21 protein-coding genes and 1 pseudogene are annotated in these 17376 nt (G+C 54.2%); 12 read left to right on the top strand and 10 right to left on the bottom strand.

Annotation, left to right across the window (positions count from 1 at the left end):
- Nucleotides 1–77: 77 nt before the first annotated feature.
- From msrP to PU683_RS05860, 12 genes are all read left to right on the top strand, one after another.
- Nucleotides 78–1076, top strand: a complete 999-nt coding sequence (msrP, locus tag PU683_RS05915) for a protein-methionine-sulfoxide reductase catalytic subunit MsrP (RefSeq protein ID WP_277170640.1) — start codon at nucleotides 78–80, stop codon at nucleotides 1074–1076.
- Complete coding sequence (gene msrQ, locus PU683_RS05910) at nucleotides 1077–1676, top strand: protein-methionine-sulfoxide reductase heme-binding subunit MsrQ (RefSeq protein ID WP_277170639.1); 600 nt, start codon at nucleotides 1077–1079, stop codon at nucleotides 1674–1676.
- 234 nt (nucleotides 1677–1910) lie between these two features.
- Nucleotides 1911–2363 carry a type II 3-dehydroquinate dehydratase gene (gene aroQ / locus PU683_RS05905; protein WP_277170638.1) on the top strand — a complete coding sequence of 151 codons (453 nt, stop codon included), beginning with the start codon at nucleotides 1911–1913 and terminating at the stop codon, nucleotides 2361–2363.
- A gap of 21 nt (nucleotides 2364–2384) precedes the next feature.
- Nucleotides 2385–2861, top strand: a complete 477-nt coding sequence (gene accB / locus PU683_RS05900) for an acetyl-CoA carboxylase biotin carboxyl carrier protein (RefSeq protein WP_277170637.1) — start codon at nucleotides 2385–2387, stop codon at nucleotides 2859–2861.
- A 10-nt stretch (nucleotides 2862–2871) separates the two neighbouring features.
- Nucleotides 2872–4221 (top strand): acetyl-CoA carboxylase biotin carboxylase subunit, encoded by a 1350-nt coding sequence (accC, locus tag PU683_RS05895; RefSeq protein WP_277170636.1) that lies wholly within the window; start codon nucleotides 2872–2874, stop codon nucleotides 4219–4221.
- Nucleotides 4222–4329: 108 nt separating this feature from the next.
- Nucleotides 4330–4572 carry a YhdT family protein gene (locus PU683_RS05890; protein WP_023481056.1) on the top strand — a complete coding sequence of 81 codons (243 nt, stop codon included), beginning with the start codon at nucleotides 4330–4332 and terminating at the stop codon, nucleotides 4570–4572.
- Nucleotides 4562–6013 carry a sodium/pantothenate symporter gene (gene panF / locus PU683_RS05885; RefSeq protein WP_277170635.1) on the top strand — a complete coding sequence of 484 codons (1452 nt, stop codon included), beginning with the start codon at nucleotides 4562–4564 and terminating at the stop codon, nucleotides 6011–6013. The genes PU683_RS05890 and panF overlap by 11 nt, the downstream gene beginning before the upstream one ends.
- Nucleotides 6014–6024: 11 nt before the next feature.
- Complete coding sequence (gene prmA, locus PU683_RS05880) at nucleotides 6025–6906, top strand: 50S ribosomal protein L11 methyltransferase (RefSeq protein ID WP_277170634.1); 882 nt, start codon at nucleotides 6025–6027, stop codon at nucleotides 6904–6906.
- A 141-nt stretch (nucleotides 6907–7047) separates the two neighbouring features.
- A complete protein-coding gene (locus PU683_RS05875) occupies nucleotides 7048–7785 on the top strand; it encodes a carbonic anhydrase (RefSeq protein ID WP_277170633.1) in 738 nt (245 codons plus the stop codon).
- A gap of 310 nt (nucleotides 7786–8095) precedes the next feature.
- Nucleotides 8096–9061: a tRNA dihydrouridine synthase DusB gene (gene dusB, locus PU683_RS05870; RefSeq protein WP_277170632.1), complete on the top strand. Its 966-nt coding sequence runs from the start codon at nucleotides 8096–8098 to the stop codon at nucleotides 9059–9061.
- 25 nt (nucleotides 9062–9086) lie between these two features.
- Nucleotides 9087–9383 carry a DNA-binding transcriptional regulator Fis gene (gene fis, locus PU683_RS05865; protein ID WP_000462905.1) on the top strand — a complete coding sequence of 99 codons (297 nt, stop codon included), beginning with the start codon at nucleotides 9087–9089 and terminating at the stop codon, nucleotides 9381–9383.
- A gap of 193 nt (nucleotides 9384–9576) precedes the next feature.
- Nucleotides 9577–10104 (top strand): hypothetical protein, encoded by a 528-nt coding sequence (locus tag PU683_RS05860; RefSeq protein ID WP_277170631.1) that lies wholly within the window; start codon nucleotides 9577–9579, stop codon nucleotides 10102–10104.
- Between the two features lie 239 nt (nucleotides 10105–10343).
- Here the strand turns inward: PU683_RS05860 and PU683_RS05855 are convergent, their stop codons facing one another.
- The 10 genes and pseudogenes from PU683_RS05855 to PU683_RS05810 all read right to left on the bottom strand — a co-directional run bounded on the left by PU683_RS05855 (nucleotide 10344) and on the right by PU683_RS05810 (nucleotide 17309).
- Nucleotides 10344–10943 (bottom strand): tail assembly protein, encoded by a 600-nt coding sequence (locus tag PU683_RS05855; protein WP_277170630.1) that lies wholly within the window; start codon nucleotides 10941–10943, stop codon nucleotides 10344–10346.
- 13 nt (nucleotides 10944–10956) lie between these two features.
- On the bottom strand, nucleotides 10957–12618 hold the full coding sequence (locus PU683_RS05850) for a terminase large subunit (protein WP_277170629.1): 1662 nt from the start codon (nucleotides 12616–12618) through the stop codon (nucleotides 10957–10959).
- Nucleotides 12602–12958: a phage terminase small subunit P27 family gene (locus PU683_RS05845; RefSeq protein ID WP_277170628.1), complete on the bottom strand. Its 357-nt coding sequence runs from the start codon at nucleotides 12956–12958 to the stop codon at nucleotides 12602–12604. The genes PU683_RS05850 and PU683_RS05845 overlap by 17 nt, the downstream gene beginning before the upstream one ends.
- A 134-nt stretch (nucleotides 12959–13092) precedes the next feature.
- Nucleotides 13093–13242, bottom strand: a pseudogene (locus tag PU683_RS05840) (hypothetical protein); the annotation flags it as partial.
- The gene (locus tag PU683_RS05835; RefSeq protein ID WP_277170627.1) at nucleotides 13235–13678 is read right to left on the bottom strand and encodes an HNH endonuclease signature motif containing protein; all 444 of its coding nucleotides are present in this window, start codon (nucleotides 13676–13678) and stop codon (nucleotides 13235–13237) included. The pseudogene PU683_RS05840 and the gene PU683_RS05835, both read right to left, overlap by 8 nt.
- Nucleotides 13678–13971 (bottom strand): head-tail connector protein, encoded by a 294-nt coding sequence (locus PU683_RS05830; RefSeq protein WP_200134749.1) that lies wholly within the window; start codon nucleotides 13969–13971, stop codon nucleotides 13678–13680. The genes PU683_RS05835 and PU683_RS05830 overlap by 1 nt, the downstream gene beginning before the upstream one ends.
- The gene (locus PU683_RS05825; RefSeq protein ID WP_277170626.1) at nucleotides 13968–14306 is read right to left on the bottom strand and encodes a phage head closure protein; all 339 of its coding nucleotides are present in this window, start codon (nucleotides 14304–14306) and stop codon (nucleotides 13968–13970) included. The genes PU683_RS05830 and PU683_RS05825 overlap by 4 nt, the downstream gene beginning before the upstream one ends.
- Nucleotides 14303–15529 (bottom strand): phage portal protein, encoded by a 1227-nt coding sequence (locus PU683_RS05820; RefSeq protein WP_277170625.1) that lies wholly within the window; start codon nucleotides 15527–15529, stop codon nucleotides 14303–14305. Before PU683_RS05820 ends, PU683_RS05825 begins: the two co-directional genes overlap by 4 nt.
- Nucleotide 15530: 1 nt before the next feature.
- Complete coding sequence (locus PU683_RS05815) at nucleotides 15531–16091, bottom strand: HK97 family phage prohead protease (RefSeq protein WP_277170624.1); 561 nt, start codon at nucleotides 16089–16091, stop codon at nucleotides 15531–15533.
- A 51-nt stretch (nucleotides 16092–16142) separates the two neighbouring features.
- Nucleotides 16143–17309, bottom strand: a complete 1167-nt coding sequence (locus PU683_RS05810; RefSeq protein ID WP_277170623.1) for a phage major capsid protein — start codon at nucleotides 17307–17309, stop codon at nucleotides 16143–16145.
- Between the last annotated feature and the right edge of the window lie 67 nt (nucleotides 17310–17376).

Below are 17376 nucleotides of genomic sequence, written 5' to 3'. Positions count from 1 at the left end.
TGACTAATTGCTAACTTACTCTTCTTCGCGTTAACGTAGTTTTCCCTACGCCTACCGCGACGCCCTCAGAGGATGTTATGACGAAAAAATTAACAGAAGCAGATGTCACAGCGGAATCCATCTTTTTTATGCAGCGCCGCCAGGTATTAAAGATGCTGGGCATCGGTGCAACAGCTGCCACACTCCCTTCAGTGGCGCATGCCGACCTTCTTGACTGGTTTAAAGGCAATGACCGCCCAAAAGCGCCTGCCGGTAAACCGCTGACGTTTACACAGCCTGCCGAATGGCAGAGTAAATTGCCGTTGACGCCGGAAGAGAAAGTGACCGGCTACAACAACTTTTATGAGTTCGGGCTGGATAAAGCCGATCCTGCCGCCAATGCCGGCAGCATGAAGACCGATCCCTGGACATTGACCATTGATGGCGAAGTGGCGAAACCGCTGACGCTCGATCACGCGGCGTTGACCTCGCGCTTTCCGCTGGAAGAGCGTATCTATCGCATGCGCTGCGTAGAAGCCTGGTCAATGGTGGTGCCATGGGTAGGCTTTCCGCTGCATAAATTGCTGGCGCTGGTTGAACCCACCAGCAAAGCGAAGTATGTCGCTTTTGAGACGCGCTACGCTCCCGATGAGATGCCTGGCCAGAAGGATCGCTTTATTGGCGGCGGTCTGGCCTACCCCTATGTAGAAGGGTTGCGTATAGATGAAGCGATGCACCCGCTCACGCTGCTCACCGTTGGGGTGTATGGTAAAGCGCTCCCACCGCAAAACGGTGCGCCGATCCGCCTGACCGTACCGTGGAAATATGGCTTTAAAGGCATTAAGTCTATTGTCAGTATCAAGCTCACCAGCCAGCGCCCGCCAACGACGTGGAACCTCTCCGCGCCGAATGAGTATGGTTTCTATGCCAATGTGAACCCCCATGTCGATCACCCCCGCTGGTCGCAGGCGACGGAGCGGTTTATCGGTTCGGGCGGCGCACTGGATGTGAAACGCCAGCCGACGCTGCTGTTTAATGGCTACGGTGAAGAGGTGGCTTCCCTCTATCGCGGTCTCAATTTGCGGGAGAATTTCTAAGTGCGGTTAACGGTGAAACAGGTCACATGGCTTAAAGTTGCGCTACATCTTGCCGGCTTTCTGCCTCTGCTCTGGCTCTTCTGGGCTGCCAACCAGGGCTACTTCAGCGCCGATCCGGCAAAAGATATTCAACATTTTACCGGCAGGATGGCGCTGAAGTTTCTGCTTGCCAGCCTGCTGATCGCTCCGCTGGCGCGCTACGGCAAACAGCCGCTGCTGATCCGCACACGCAGGCTGCTTGGGTTATGGTGTTTTGCGTGGGCCAGCTTACATCTGGTCAGCTACACGCTGCTGGAATTAGGCATTAATAACCTGGCGTTGCTGGGACAGGAGCTGACTACCCGCCCCTATTTAACCCTTGGCGCAATCAGCTGGCTGATTTTGCTGGCGCTGGCAGCCACCTCGACGCAGTGGGCGCAGCGTAAACTGGGCAGACGCTGGCAAACGCTGCACAACGTCGTCTATCTGGTGGCGATCCTCGCCCCTGTCCACTATCTCTGGTCGGTTAAAATCCTCTCTCCGCAGCCTGTTCTCTACGCCGCTGCCGCGCTGGCATTGTTAGCGTTACGTTACAAGAAGTTCCGCCAATGGTGGCGTTAGCCACCGTTTTTGCGGGGTTCCCCGCAGAAAAAGCGCCTTTCGCGACGCGTTCCCGCAACATGGATTAGAATCTTCTCAGATAAGACCAGTATTTAGCTGCCAAATGCAACGAAATGGTTATAATGTGCGACTTTGATTTGCTTATCGGACTTTTTTAAGCTCCGAAAAGGTGACAAGCGCGAATCGAAGGTATATTTTGTTTTTTGTCGAAGAATCGCAGGAGATAGCAGCATAATGGCTGATAAGTTCCAGATACTGGTTTTGAACGGACCGAACCTGAATATGCTCGGAACGCGAGAGCCGGAGAAGTACGGCACGCTGACGCTTGAGGAGATTGTTAATTCTTTGAGAACAGAAAGCGTGTCGCTCAATGTGGAACTGGCGCATTTTCAGTCAAACGCGGAGTACGCAATCATCGACCGTATTCATCAGGCTAAAGACGTAATTGACTTCATCCTGATCAATCCGGCCGCGTTTACGCACACCAGTGTTGCTATCCGTGATGCGTTGCTGGCGGTGAATATCCCGTTTATCGAGATCCACCTCAGCAATGTACATGCGCGGGAGCCGTTCCGCCACCACTCCTATCTCTCGGATATTGCCGTTGGCGTTATCTGCGGGCTTGGTGCGGACGGTTATTCATACGCTTTACAGACGGCGGTAAAACGCCTGTCACAATCACACTAAACAAGAGTACGGAACCCACTCATGGATATTCGTAAGATTAAAAAGCTGATCGAGCTGGTTGAAGAATCAGGCATCTCCGAACTGGAAATTTCCGAAGGCGAAGAGTCTGTGCGCATCAGCCGCAGCGCCCCTGCCGCAAGTTTCCCGATGATGCAGCAGGCTTACGCCGCGCCGATGATGCAACAACAGCCTGCCCTGGCGAATGCTGTCTCCTCGACAGCCGCTACCGTAAGCGAAGCGCCGGCAGCCACAGCAGAAATCAGTGGTCACATCGTACGTTCCCCGATGGTCGGAACCTTCTATCGCACCCCGAGCCCGGATGCGAAAGCCTTTATCGAAATCGGCCAGAAAGTTAACGTGGGCGACACCCTCTGCATCGTTGAAGCGATGAAAATGATGAACCAGATCGAAGCCGACAAATCAGGCGTGGTGAAAGCCATTCTGGTCGAAAGTGGCCAACCGGTTGAATTTGACGAGCCGCTGGTCGTCATCGAGTAACGAGGCGCACATGCTGGATAAAATTGTTATCGCCAACCGCGGCGAGATTGCACTGCGAATCCTTCGTGCCTGTAAAGAGCTGGGCATTAAGACCGTCGCTGTGCACTCCACGGCGGATCGCGATTTAAAACACGTATTACTGGCGGACGAAACGGTCTGTATCGGTCCGGCACCGTCCGTTAAAAGTTACCTGAATATTCCGGCGATCATCTCTGCGGCCGAAATCACTGGCGCAGTGGCGATTCACCCGGGTTATGGCTTCCTCTCCGAGAACGCCAACTTCGCTGAGCAGGTTGAGCGCTCCGGTTTTATCTTCATCGGCCCGAAAGCCGACACCATTCGCCTGATGGGCGACAAAGTGTCTGCGATCACGGCAATGAAGAAAGCGGGCGTACCTTGCGTGCCGGGCTCTGACGGCCCGCTGGGCGACGACGTTGACGCTAACCGCGCCCATGCAAAACGCATCGGCTACCCGGTTATCATCAAAGCCTCCGGCGGCGGCGGCGGTCGCGGCATGCGCGTTGTACGCAAAGACGCCGACCTGGCGCAGTCCATTGCCATGACGCGCGCGGAAGCGAAAGCGGCGTTCAACAACGACATGGTCTACATGGAGAAGTACCTGGAAAACCCTCGCCACGTCGAGATCCAGGTGCTGGCAGATGGTCAGGGTAACGCGATCTATCTGGCCGAGCGAGACTGCTCCATGCAGCGTCGCCACCAGAAAGTGGTTGAAGAGGCACCGGCTCCGGGCATCACGCCGGAACTGCGTCGCTATATCGGTGAGCGTTGTGCGAAAGCCTGTGTTGATATCGGCTATCGCGGCGCGGGTACCTTCGAGTTCCTGTTTGAGAACGGCGAGTTCTACTTTATTGAGATGAACACCCGTATTCAGGTAGAGCACCCGGTAACCGAAATGATCACCGGCGTTGACCTGATTAAAGAGCAGCTGCGTATCGCTGCCGGTCAGCCACTCTCCATCACTCAGGAAGAGGTAGTGATCAAAGGTCATGCGGTCGAGTGCCGTATTAACGCTGAAGATCCCAACACCTTCCTGCCGAGCCCGGGCAAAATCACGCGCTTCCATGCGCCAGGTGGTTTTGGCGTGCGCTGGGAATCGCATATCTACGCCGGTTATACCGTACCGCCGTATTACGATTCCATGATCGGCAAGCTCATCTGCTACGGCGAGAGCCGTGATGTGGCCATTGCACGCATGAAGAATGCGCTGCAGGAGCTGATCATCGACGGAATTAAAACCAACGTCGATCTGCAGATGCGTATTATGACCGACGAGAACTTCCAGCACGGTGGAACCAACATCCACTACCTGGAGAAGAAACTCGGTCTGCAGGAAAAATAATCGCGATGACGCGCAAAAGGCCGGTTCTTCCGGCCTTTTTTCTTTTTCTCTCCCCTCATCTTTCCCTTAAGGTACAATCCCCGCTTTCTTCATCCATAAGGGAATAAAATGGACAACCGTTTTGTTCAGGCACACATTGAGGCCCGCTGGGCGCTGTGGCTGACCCTTCTCTATCTTGCTGCCTGGTTAGTGTGTGCTTACCTACCTGATTCGGCGCAGGGCATCACCGGTTTACCCCACTGGTTTGAGATGGCCTGCCTGTTAACGCCGCTGGTGTTTGTGCTGCTCTGCTGGGCGATGGTGCGTTTTATCTTCCGTGATATCCCGCTGGAGGATAAGGATGCAAACTGAAATTATTGCCGTGCTGGTGATCTACCTGTTCATCGTTTTCGGCCTCTCCTTCTATGCCATGCGCCAACGCAGCAGCGGCACCTTCCTGAGCGAGTATTTCCTCGGTAGCCGCTCAATGGGCGGATTTGTGCTGGCGATGACCCTGACGGCGACCTATGTCAGCGCCAGCTCCTTTATAGGCGGCCCGGGGGCTGCCTATAAATTCGGCCTTGGCTGGGTGCTGCTGGCGATGATCCAGGTTCCGACCATCTGGCTCTCGCTCGGAATCCTCGGCAAAAAATTCGCCATTCTTGCCCGGCGGTATAACGCCATTACTCTCAACGATATGCTGATGGCCCGCTACCAGAGCCGGGCGGTGGTGTGGCTCGCCAGCATCAGTTTGCTGGTGGCCTTTGTCGGGGCGATTGCCGTGCAGTTTATCGGCGGCGCGCGCCTGCTGGAGACCGCTGCGGGTATTAAGTATGAATCTGGCCTGCTGATTTTCGGCATCACCATTGCGCTCTACACCGCGTTTGGCGGTTTTCGCGCCAGCGTACTGAACGACACCATGCAGGGAATGGTGATGCTGATCGGCACACTTGTGCTGCTGGCGGGCGTGATCCACGCGGCGGGCGGCCTGCATCATGCGGTTGATACCCTGCGGCAGATCGACCCGAAACTGGTCAGCCCCCATGGTGCCAGCGATATCCTGACCCCGGCTTTTATGACCTCCTTCTGGGTGTTGGTCTGCTTTGGCGTGATTGGCCTGCCGCATACCGCCGTGCGCTGCATCTCTTATAAAGACAGCAAATCGGTGCATCGCGGCATTATTATCGGCACCATTGTCATTGCGCTACTGATGCTCGGTATGCATCTGGCAGGCGCGCTGGGCCGGGCGGTGCTGCCACATCTGTCGGTGCCGGATCAGGTGATCCCGACTTTAATGGTGGAAGTGCTGCCACCGTGGGCGGCGGGGCTATTTCTCGCGGCCCCGATGGCGGCGATCATGTCCAACGTCAACGCCCATCTGTTGCAGGCTTCAGCAACCCTCATTAAAGATCTGTGGCTCAGCGCCCAGCCGACTAAAATTCGTCATGAGCCGCGCCTGAAGCGCATTTCAACGGCAACCACGCTGATCCTCGGCGTGCTGATGATGCTGGCAGCATGGCGTCCGCCGGAGATGATCATCTGGCTGAACCTGCTGGCGTTCGGCGGTCTTGAGGCCGTGTTCCTGTGGCCGCTGGTGCTGGGGCTTTACTGGGAGCGCGCGAATGCCGCAGGCGCGCTTAGCGCGATGATTGTCGGCGGCGTGCTGTATGCCGTGCTCGCCACCCTGAATATTCAGTACCTGGGCTTTCATCCGATTGTGCCCTCGCTGCTGCTGAGTTTGTTGGCCTTTGTGGTCGGGAACCGTTTTGGTCGCCCGGTACCGCAGGCTGCTTCACTTTCTGCTAATCAATAAAGAGTAACGCCATGCCATGGATCCAACTGAAACTGAACACCACCGGCGCGCATGCTGAAGATCTGAGCGACGCTCTGATGGAAGCAGGCGCAGTCTCCATTACCTTCCAGGACACGCACGATACCCCGGTATTTGAGCCACTGCCGGGCGAGACCCGCCTGTGGGGCGATACCGATGTGATCGGCCTGTTTGACGCTGAAACAGAAATGGCGGAGGTGGTGGCCCAACTCGCCTTCCATCCGCTGCTGGGCGAAGGCTTCGCGCACAAAATTGAGCAGCTGGAAGATAAAGACTGGGAGCGCGAGTGGATGGATAACTTCCATCCGATGCGCTTCGGCGAGCGTCTGTGGATCTGCCCAAGCTGGCGCGATGTGCCGGATGAAACTGCCGTCAACGTGATGCTCGATCCCGGCCTGGCATTTGGTACCGGCACCCATCCGACCACTTCGCTCTGCCTGCAGTGGCTTGATGGCCTCGATCTGGCGGGCAAAACGGTGATCGATTTTGGCTGCGGCTCTGGCATTCTGGCGATCGCCGCCCTGAAGTTGGGTGCGGCAAAAGCGATTGGGATCGATATCGATCCGCAAGCGATCCAGGCAAGCCGCGATAACGCCGAGCGCAACGGCGTCTCTGAGCGCCTTGAGCTCTATCTGCCGGACGACCAGCCTGCGGAGATGAAAGCCGATGTTGTGGTCGCGAATATACTTGCCGGTCCGCTGCGCGAACTGGCACCGCTGATCAGTGTTCTGCCTGTTACCGGAGGCCTGCTGGGGCTATCGGGCATCCTTGCCAGTCAGGCGCAGAGCGTCTGCGAGGCTTACGCCGATCTTTTCAACCTCGATCCGGTGGTTGAAAAAGAGGAGTGGTGCCGGATCACCGGCCAGAAAAAGTAGTTCCAGAACGTGGCCAACTGGCCACGTTTTTTAATGCCCACACATCCTGTAGTGATTTATTTCCGTCGAAGTTTATAATTAACCACCGCCGCAGAATTCGCGGCAAGGTATTGATTTATAAAAATTCATTGGACGAATAATATGTCACTTCGTATAGCAAAAACAGCGCTTGCGATAGCAAGCCTGTTTCCTCTCTTTGCCTGCTCCGCTCAATGGAGCTATGAAGGCGCAACCTCGCCAGAACACTGGGGCGAGTTAAGTCACGAGTTTGAGACCTGCAGGATGGGTAAAAACCAGTCGCCGATTGATATTGATAATATCGTCACTGCCCATCTCACGCCGTTTAACACCCACTACCGTGAAAGCCCCACGCTGTTGATAAACAATGGCCATACTCTGCAAGCCAACTTCATCCACAACCTCAATACCATTGAGCTGGCGGGCACCGTCTCGCATCTGCAGCAGTTTCACTTCCACGCGCCGAGTGAACATACCCTGCATGGCAAGCATGCGCCGCTGGAGATGCATCTGGTTCATACCTCCGCAAAGGGTGACATCACCGTTGTCGCGGTGCTGTTTGAAACGGGGGCAGTAAACCGCGAATTGGCAGCGCTGGGGGAGCATCTCCCTGAGCGGGGCGCCTCTGGCTCGCTGACGGCGCAGCGCATCGATATGGCGGCGCTGCTGCCGCGTGACAAGACCTACTGGCGTTTTAGCGGGTCGCTGACCACACCGCCCTGTTCAGAAGGGGTCACCTGGCTGGTGATGAAACAACCCCTGACCCTCTCCCCCCAGCAGCTTGCCCACTTTAAATCGGCGATGGGGCACGCCAATAATCGTCCAACACAGCAGCTATATGGCCGGTTGGTCATCGAATAGCAGGCTGAAAGTATCGGCATAAAAATGAGAGCGGGTTCGCAAAATCCGCTTTTTTTTGGCTTAAAAATCAGCAGTTATGCTGCTTATAGCCCCATTAAAAACGATAAATGTCGTGAATTTATCGGCAAGCTAAAAATTTTAGCTTTGCCATAACTCAATGAAATTTATGATGTAATGCTTGTTTCCCCCTCCGGGACTGGCTATTCCTTGATCTACAACAGTGGATTGCTCAAAGTTTGGCCTTTCATCTCGTGCAAAAAATGCGTAATATACGCCGCCTTGCAGTCACAGTATGGTCATTTCTTAACTCATGCGCATCGGACACCACCAGCTTAGAAATCGCCTGATCGCAGCGCCCATGGCTGGCATTACTGACAGACCTTTTCGGACGCTGTGCTATGAGATGGGAGCCGGTTTAACCGTATCCGAGATGATGTCGTCTAACCCGCAGGTCTGGGAGAGCGACAAATCACGACTGCGGATGGTGCACATTGATGAGCCCGGTATTCGCACCGTGCAAATCGCGGGCAGCGACCCGGAAGAGATGGCGGAAGCCGCACGTATTAACGTGGAAAGTGGCGCTCAAATTATTGATATCAATATGGGCTGTCCGGCTAAAAAGGTGAATCGCAAGCTTGCTGGTTCCGCCCTGTTGCAGCACCCGGATTTGGTGAAATCGATCCTTACCGCGGTGGTTGGCGCAGTGGATGTTCCTGTAACCCTGAAGATTCGCACAGGCTGGGCGCCTGAGCACCGTAACTGCGTAGAGATTGCCCAACTGGCTGAAGAGTGTGGCATTCAGGCTCTGACCATTCATGGACGCACCCGCGCCTGTTTGTTCAATGGAGAAGCTGAGTACGACACGATTCGGGCAGTTAAGCAGAAAGTTTCCATTCCGATTATCGCGAATGGCGACATTACTGACCCGCTTAAAGCCAGAGCTGTGCTCGACTATACGGGGGCGGATGCCCTGATGATAGGCCGCGCAGCTCAGGGAAGACCCTGGATCTTTCGGGAAATCCAGCACTATCTGGACACTGGGGAGCTGCTGGCTCCGCTGCCACTGGCAGAGGTTAAGCGCTTGCTTTGCGCGCACGTTCGGGAACTGCATGACTTTTACGGTCATGTAAAAGGTTATCGAATCGCGCGTAAACACGTCTCCTGGTATCTCCAGGAGCACGCCCCGAATGACCAGTTTCGGCGCACATTCAACGCCATTGAGAATGCCAGCGAACAGCTGGAGGCGTTGGAGGCATACTTCGAAAATTTTGCGTAAACAGAAATAAAGAGCTGACAGAACTATGTTCGAACAACGCGTAAATTCTGACGTACTGACCGTTTCTACCGTTAACTCTCAGGATCAGGTAACCCAAAAACCGCTCCGTGACTCGGTAAAACAGGCACTGAAGAACTATTTTGCTCAACTGAATGGTCAGGATGTGAATGACCTCTATGAGCTGGTACTGGCTGAAGTAGAACAGCCACTGTTGGACATGGTGATGCAATACACCCGTGGTAATCAGACCCGCGCGGCGCTGATGATGGGCATCAACCGCGGTACGCTGCGTAAAAAACTGAAAAAATACGGCATGAACTGATAAACATCAGCTATGTTGTTGACTTAAAAGGCACTACTCGGCATGGGATAGTGCCTTTTTTATTTAACTGACTACACGACTGACTACATGGCTCGGCGAACACCGCCGCACCTTGATGAACAAACCCCGGTAGATCTATACTTAAGTCCATAAACTATGTGGGTTAAGTTCAATTCGCAACCACGAGGTATTAATGACTCAAGAGCCAGAAGTAGAAAGCTTGGGGAAATTCCTCAATGAATTTAATAAAGAATCAGACCGGGGATCTGTACTCTTAGCCGCTTCGATTCTGGATGAATGGCTTAAAGAAATTCTTGAAGCATATCTAATAGATGACAAAAGCACAGAAACACTTTTGAATGGCTTTAGTGCCCCTTTGGGAACCTTTTCCTCACGCGCAGCAATGGCACATTCACTTGGCCTTATCATGCCCCATGAATACAAGGAAATTTCAGTACTACGTAAGATTAGAAACGAATTCGGCCATAGCTGGGATGGAGTGTCTTTCCAAAGTGCAAAAGTAGCATCTTTACTAGAACAACTTCCTTGGCTCGGTCCTGATATTGCTGAGCGAACGCCTAGAAGTAAGTTTAATTTTTTTGTTGCAATATTTTTATGTGACCTGCTTTATCGGAAGCGCTTAGTATCCAAAACAAAACTACAAAAAAGAACTTGGGGAAACACAGCGCGAAACAGCATTATTGGTCATTCATCGAAGTAGAACATTTTATTTGATCACATTTTATTAAAATTACATTGCTGATAATCAGCCTTCTAACTCTTTAGGTTTTTTATCTACTGATATGCAGTATTCATTAGCTGGCGGTATCGCTCTTTAGCATATTAGAATTGGCAACGCTCGTACGGATGAATTGTCTGTCTTGCTCATTCAGCTCATGGCCCAACTGATGGGCCATTTCGATTAATACTGTATCCAGCGCGTTTTTACTAGTTTCAAAATTACTGCCTGTCTTCGATGTAGATCCCTGCCGAAATAATTGCACCGCCTATTCGGCGCTTACCGTATAGCAACGGTACCGGGTAGCCTTGGGCGGCAGTGTTGGTGACACCTCCAAACGCATACGAGGCTTTATTATCGGCGCTTTGCTTGCTGGCAAGGCCTTGCGCCTGCGGAGATATCATTTGCATTACACCTCCTACTGCCATTGCTGAACCAGCAGCAAACATCATGTTACTGGTTGCAATGCCAACGCCAGGCATCCAGATTGACGCCGCCACCAGCACCGCGCCTAGAATAGTTTGCATCACCCCTGCTTTTTTGCTCCCGATTAACACAGGCACAATATGAATCTCGCGCCCGTTATTCGAAAACTCCAGGTCATCTGCTCCAATGTTCTTTTTCCCGACATAAATCGCATACGTTAAACCGCGAGCCCTGCTTGTATTCATGTATTTTTCGAATCCGGGAATCGTTACGGCCAAAGCGCGGAAAGCCTCATGTGTAGTCCGTACCATTCGCTGGTGAGTTTTCCCGAAGGTCTTGCCTAGCGGGCCAAACATACGGATGTTAGCAAGTGTTTCATTGTTAGCTGTATTCATCGTATTACTCCTGTCATATACCGTTAAATGTCGCCAGCCGCTGTTTGTGGCTGGCGCTCATATCAAAAGCAAAATCCTCATGCTCAGCTTGGAATGTGCCGAATGCCATCAGCGCGGATACTGCCGGGTCTATCTTGTTGGAAGATTTCTTCTTATTGGGCTTGATGTTGGCGTTTGCGTCAGACTCCATCACCACGTTACCAATCGCCCAGGCCAGAACTGGATCGCCACGGTGGCGCACAACTTTGCGATTCACGAACACCTCAAAGGATTTCGCTACCGGACTGAATTTGAGATAGGTTTGCGGGAAAGGCTCCACATCGAGGCCCGCCCCCTGTAGCTGGGTGCGCAGGTGTGTGGCGTTCCACGTATCGAAGCCCACCAGCCGGATATTGAAGATTTCAGCGTCGCGCAGGATATCGTCACGGATGCGGTCATAGTCGATGCAGTCGCCTGGTGTGGTGCGTATCCAGCCCGCTTTCACCCACTGGCGGTAGATGGTGCGGTTTTTGTTGGCGACGTTAAGCAACTGCGCTTCCGGCAGATAATGGCGGGTCAGGAGTCGGATCTCCCTGTCGAACGGGAAAGCGTAGCTAACGCTGGTAATGTCGCTGGTTGAGGACAGGTCAAACCCGGCGTAGCACTCCATTCCGGCCAGATCGTCTTCGGTATAGTCGAGCGCACAGGCATCCCATGCACCGGCACCCATCCACGGCGTGGAGCCCTGGCACCAGATATTGAAACGCTTGGTCAGCATTTCCACCCATTGCGACGGTATGCCCCGCGCTTTTTGGATGGTGGACTCCAGTTTCGCCGCATCAACGGACACATGAAGGTTGGGGTTAGCCTTGATCCACATTTCCGGCTGCTCAACCTCGCTTTCGTCGTCCAGCTCGTAGATCAGTACAAACAGCGAATCGTTGCTCTCTTCCCCGGCCAGAATCTGGCAGCAGTAGTCATAATGCTGTTTACAGGCAGAGACCACGTTACTTCCGGCGGTCGTGATGGCGAACAAAATCGCCTCAGGACGTGCGCCCATACCCAGCTCAAGCGCGGAATAAACGCCGTTATCCGGGTGAAGATGGTATTCATCGACAATCGCCAGGCTGGGGTTAGTCCCTTCAATGGTGGCCGCTTTCGCCGCCAGCGGCTTTAACAGGCTGTTGCTCTTCGGGAAAATGACCTTATGCGCCTGAATATTGACGCGCTTTTTCAGCGGTTTTGACAGCAGGCACATCTGGCGGGCATCGTCGAATACGATTCGGGCCTGATCCCGGCTAACCGCCGCCGTGTAGATATCCTGCTGGCCCTTCTCCATTACCAGAAACCAGTTAGCCAGCATGGCGGCTACGGTGGATTTGGCATTCTTGCGCGGCACCTCAATAAAGGCGCTGCTGTACTTACGGCGGCCTGTCTCTCTGACTTTAAAGCCCAGCAGGTTAGCAAAAGCGAACTGCTGCCACGGTTCCAGATCGATTGGCTGGCCCCGCAGCGGGCCTTTGACGTGTGGACAGAGCCGGGAGAACGCGATAAACCGCTCTACGGTCGCCGTATCGAACTCATAACGGGGATCATTCAGGTCTAAAAAGTACCTTTCAACGGCCTGTTTTACACGCTTACAGGCCGGAGTTTCGCCTGTTTTTATCGCATTTGCGTACTCATTCCAGACAGTCAAGCTCGTCTTCCTCTTCCGTTTCTACCGGGTTACGGCGGCGGCTTACCGGATCAAAGCCCAGCAGCGACGACATTTTAATCATGATTTTTTCAGCGTCGGCCTTTGCGCTCAGCGCCGGATTGCGGCTCTCGCCGCCCTGACTGTTCACAATGCTGAATCCACGTCTGGCAAGGTCTCCCACGGCCTTGCGGTACATCGAATAGTTAACGCAAAAAAGCTCAAGGTTGTTCCAGTCGGCAGGAGTCAGATCACCGCGTTCGGCCAGTTGCTTTGCCTTTGCTTTCCACTGCTGCGCGGCTAATTCATCAAGGTAAGCGGGCGGTTTTGGTGGTCTTGCCATAAAAATTTCTCGTTCCCATCGCGTTTTATTTTCAAAAAAATCACCGTGTGTAAAAATTTGAGGGGGCGGGTGGTGCCGGGCAATCCGGGGTTTGTCCTGAAATACCCCCCCCACCCCGGCGGTGCGGCCTGACAGCGGTTGCGGAAGCACTCCATCACCTCCCGCTCACGTTCACTCCTGCGCTTCGCTGGCTGGTGTTCATTGCGTCTGGTACGGGCCTGTATGAAGCCATCACGGCATCGGGCCAGCGACTGATACAGATTCGCCACATCTTTCTCATTCATGGCTGGCCTCATACATCCAGTCAGTACGCTGTGCTGCCCGCACTTCCTGCTCGCAGTACATACCCGCTTTGCGGTTGGCTTTGGTGATAGGGTCTCGCTGTGTGGTCTTCTGGCTATGATGTGTCTGGCATAACGGCTGATGATTCCACTCAGGCCAGAACAGAACGTCATCGCCACCATCGACAGGAATGATGTGATCGACAATCTTTGCAGGGACGTAGAGGCCCAGCCTCTGGCACTCAACACACAGGGGATAACGTTTCAGAAACTGCGCGCGATATTTCTCCCATGAGGCTGAGTAACCACGGGCACGGCGGTGGCCGCGTCTGGCATCTTCAGCCCGCCACGCTTCCCGCTGATGCTCATCACACTTCCCTGACTTCACCCGCTTATTGCACCCCGGCGCAGTGCACCGGCGCAGTGGTTGCCATGGCATCAGTACACTCCCACATCACGGTAGGCAGACCACAACGCAGAGACAGCCATCGGTATCTCTTTGGCGTCGGTGTCACCAATCATCGTGCGATACTCGTATAGCTGAGAGACGTACATCAGACAGCCAATCTTGATAGCTGGCGTAAATTCCAGCCCGTTATCGAACCGCTTGCCGATATGCTTCTGGCAGACCTCCAGCGCCGCATCGATGTATGCCTGTATCAACGTATCTTCGTAATCATCATCAATACGGCAATGCAGTTTTGCTTCATCCACTGTGATTTCTGCTCTCATTTTTCCGTTCCTGTCTTGCAGAGAATTTCCAGCCGGGTACCTTCCGCATCAGGTACAGGAGGCCCGATAATATTGAGAGTGCTGCCAGCAAACGGGCCAGTAAGCACTTTCAGACGACTGGCGGCCGTAATATCACGGCGAAAACGCACCCACACGCGGATCGTCGCTTCGGCAAGCTCAGCACCTGACGCCATTAATTCACGGCCGCTGATCGCCTTTACCTCCGCCCAGATGGTTTCCCCGTTTTCCCACTTCTGGATAACCTGCCCGGAAGGTGATCTTGATGAGGTAAAAGTACGGATAGTGATGCGGTTTCTCAGGCCACCAGCCCTCATTCTTCGCCATCCTTGCTGTCTTTGCTGATCTTCACTTCCTGTTTCCATGCCTGACTGAACTCATCACCACCATCACGCGGCGGCATCCCCTCGCGCTCCCGGGCTTCATTGGGGTTCATGATCCCGTTCTTGATGCCACGCTCATAGGTTGCATAGCGTTCGGTAGGGGTGGCGCGGAGAAGATCGGCAGAATCGAACTCCACCTGATATCGGATACCCGGCGCAGGTGAAGCCACCAGCAGCGCAGATTTGATCTGCTGCTCAAAGTTCGCCAGCCAGGGGCGCATCGTCATGGTGAGAAAAGCGCGGCTTGCCTCGCTGAAGTTGCTGTAGGTACTGTTGCTGTATTCCTGCAGGAAGATAGGCGACACGTTGAACATGCGGGCAATATCCTCGATGGTGAAGCGGCGGGAGGCCAGCCACTCGGCATCCTGATTGCTCATGCCCAGTTGCTTGTAATCCATGCCCCCTTCAAGGATCGGCGTTTTACCGGCGTTTCTGGCACCTTTGTAGCGTTCCAGCGCATCCATTGCCTGCTTGCCTTTAACACTGTCCAGCCATTCTTTAGCCGTGATAACGCCCGATGCCATCATGCCGTCTTTCATAATGCTGGCACCGTGGCGCTGCTGGGCCAGACCTAACCCCAGCGCCTCACGGCAGATGGTGATCGGCGAACGCCCCAGAAAACCATCGTCGGTGGAGTAACGCAGGTGAAGGACTTCCTCCTGCAGGCAGGTGCGCACCGCTCCGGTAAAAGGCTCAGTGATGCTGTACCTGTATTTATGCTCGCCGATACGCTCGGGCACCACCGCACCGGGCGCATACGGATGCAGTGATTGTGGCTGACCGTCGCGGCCCCACTGGATCACCGCGTAGGCGTTACCGTTCAGCAGACAATGGCGCATCATCGTGCGTTTGAACTGGTAAGGTGTCTGGCAGTCGTTAGGCTGCTCATTCAGCAGAAAATCGACCGGATGATTGCTAAGCCATTCCCGCGCCTCGCGTCCGTTATCGTTGCGTACCCGGTACAGATAGCAGGGCATGGTTGCCACCGCTTCGCTGATAACCGCCACGGCATTCATGACTGCCGGCAGGGATTCCGCAGTGCCGGCAGACACATATTCACCGGATCCGGTATTCGGGATCCCTGCCATGGCCATAAATTCATCGATAGTCATGCTGCGCTGCTCTGCCTTGCGGCTAAAAGGCCAGATATTCCACATATCACAGCCCCGCCAGGTCAGCCCAGCGTCGGCGGTTATCACCGGCACAGCGCAGTTCAGGATGCTGGGAGAAAAGAGAACGGTGTGCGATTTCAACACCTGATTCCGGGTACGCGGGCATTGATGTTACGGTAATCTCCCGCAGTTCAGCGGCAGTGACGGTTCGCAGGTAAGGCGACTGCGCAATATCCCAGGATTCCTTTAGCGCGCGGAAACCGAAGCTCATGCCGGAAATGTCCCCTCGCTCCACCAGCGCCAGCACATCATTGCCAAGCTGGGTATCCGGTGGCTCCAGCTCGAAGCGCAGCCCGGTATCATCTTCTGATAACACCAGCGTGCCGGATTTGGTACGGCCCAGCAGCTGGGTATAGTTATGTTCGTACAACGCGCGCACATCAATACCGGATGCCAGGCTGTCTTTGAACGCCCCTGGCGCGAACTGCTCGCGGAACTCATCCCAGATAATTTCTGAAAGGCTGTTCCAGCGCACGGCATAGCCCACCAGCTTTTTGTTGCTGGCGCTCAGATCGGTCGTGCGGATTTCAAAATCGATTGTTTTCATTACGGGACTCCACAGAGGGCAAAAAGGGGCCGGAGCCCCTTCAACGTGACATCAGGAACCGGAGCCGGAAAGCTCAAGCACCTTAATGGCACTGGAATCCACCACGCCACCGCCCAGGTATTTATCGGTATGCACTTTGTAGAAACCGGGTTCGGTAATGTTATCGGGGCGGGTACGCACACCAGTGGTGTGATCCACAATGAAGTAACCGCGTTTGAAGTCGCCCACGGCCAGGAATGCATTTCCAGGCAACGCATCAGGCATGGTTTCGAGATACTGAACCGGGCGGCCCAGCAACGTGTCAGGGGAGCCAGCAACGAGACGATCGCGCCAGATGTAATCCCCGTTGCCGTTTTTCAGTTTTTGCAGCGTGGCGGCGGTGCCGGAATTCATCACCCATACAGCATTTTTACGGTATCTGGCTTTCAGCTTGTAGAGTAGATCGATTAGGCCATCAGAGGAAACGGCCAGGGTTTCCACCTTCTCCAGCGTGCCGAACGGGCGTGTTTTGTCGCTGGTAGCTGCGCGTGGATAAGCCAGGAAACCTCTGGATTTTTTATCGCCATCGCCATTCACCAGATCGTTTTCTTCGGTTATGGTGAACGTGTCGGCCACTTCCGAGGCCAGCCATCCCAGAATATCCACTTCAGAGAAGTCGAGGATCTCCTGAGTGGTTTTCGGGTAGGCGTAGATCGGATTCAGCTTTATATCAACACGCTCAAGCTTCGGCGTGGCGGTTTCGGTGCGCTCTTCACCTTCGGTACCACGTTTAACAGCCGCGCTCCCCACGGAAACAAGCTTCTGGTATTCGTTGGTTTTGGTTGTTTTCACCGTGGCGATGGAGCGCATAACGCTTTCATCCTGCAGCTGGCGCATGATCTCTTTGTCCAGCTCGGGGATAACGGTATAACCGCCCTCAGCCGGAACCAGCGTACTGAGAGAGCGGGTATCACCCGTCATGATGTAATGACGCAGCTCATCGTTGCTCACGCTTTTACCTTCAACAGACGTGCCTGGCAGATTACGCTGATCATCGGCAACGGCTTCAAGGCGGGTAAGTTCTACTTCGATGGCATCAGCCCGGGCGCGGAGTTCGTCGAACTGCTTCCCCTCTTCATCATTCAGGCTGCGCTTTTCACTGTCGGCTTTCTCCAGCATGGATCGCATCTGCGTTTTGAGGACGGCTTTATGCTGGCGTAATTCGAGTAATTTCTTCATGGAGTGGTTTCCGTAACAATTAACGTTGAGACGTGAAACCAGCGCTTGTAGGGGATGTCCACCTGGA

This window comes from Candidatus Kosakonia sp. 282A-S69 (assembly GCF_029433855.1).
Classification (GTDB): Bacteria; Pseudomonadota; Gammaproteobacteria; order Enterobacterales; family Enterobacteriaceae; genus Kosakonia; species Kosakonia cowanii_A.
This window is presented reverse-complemented; position numbering and strand designations above follow the sequence as displayed.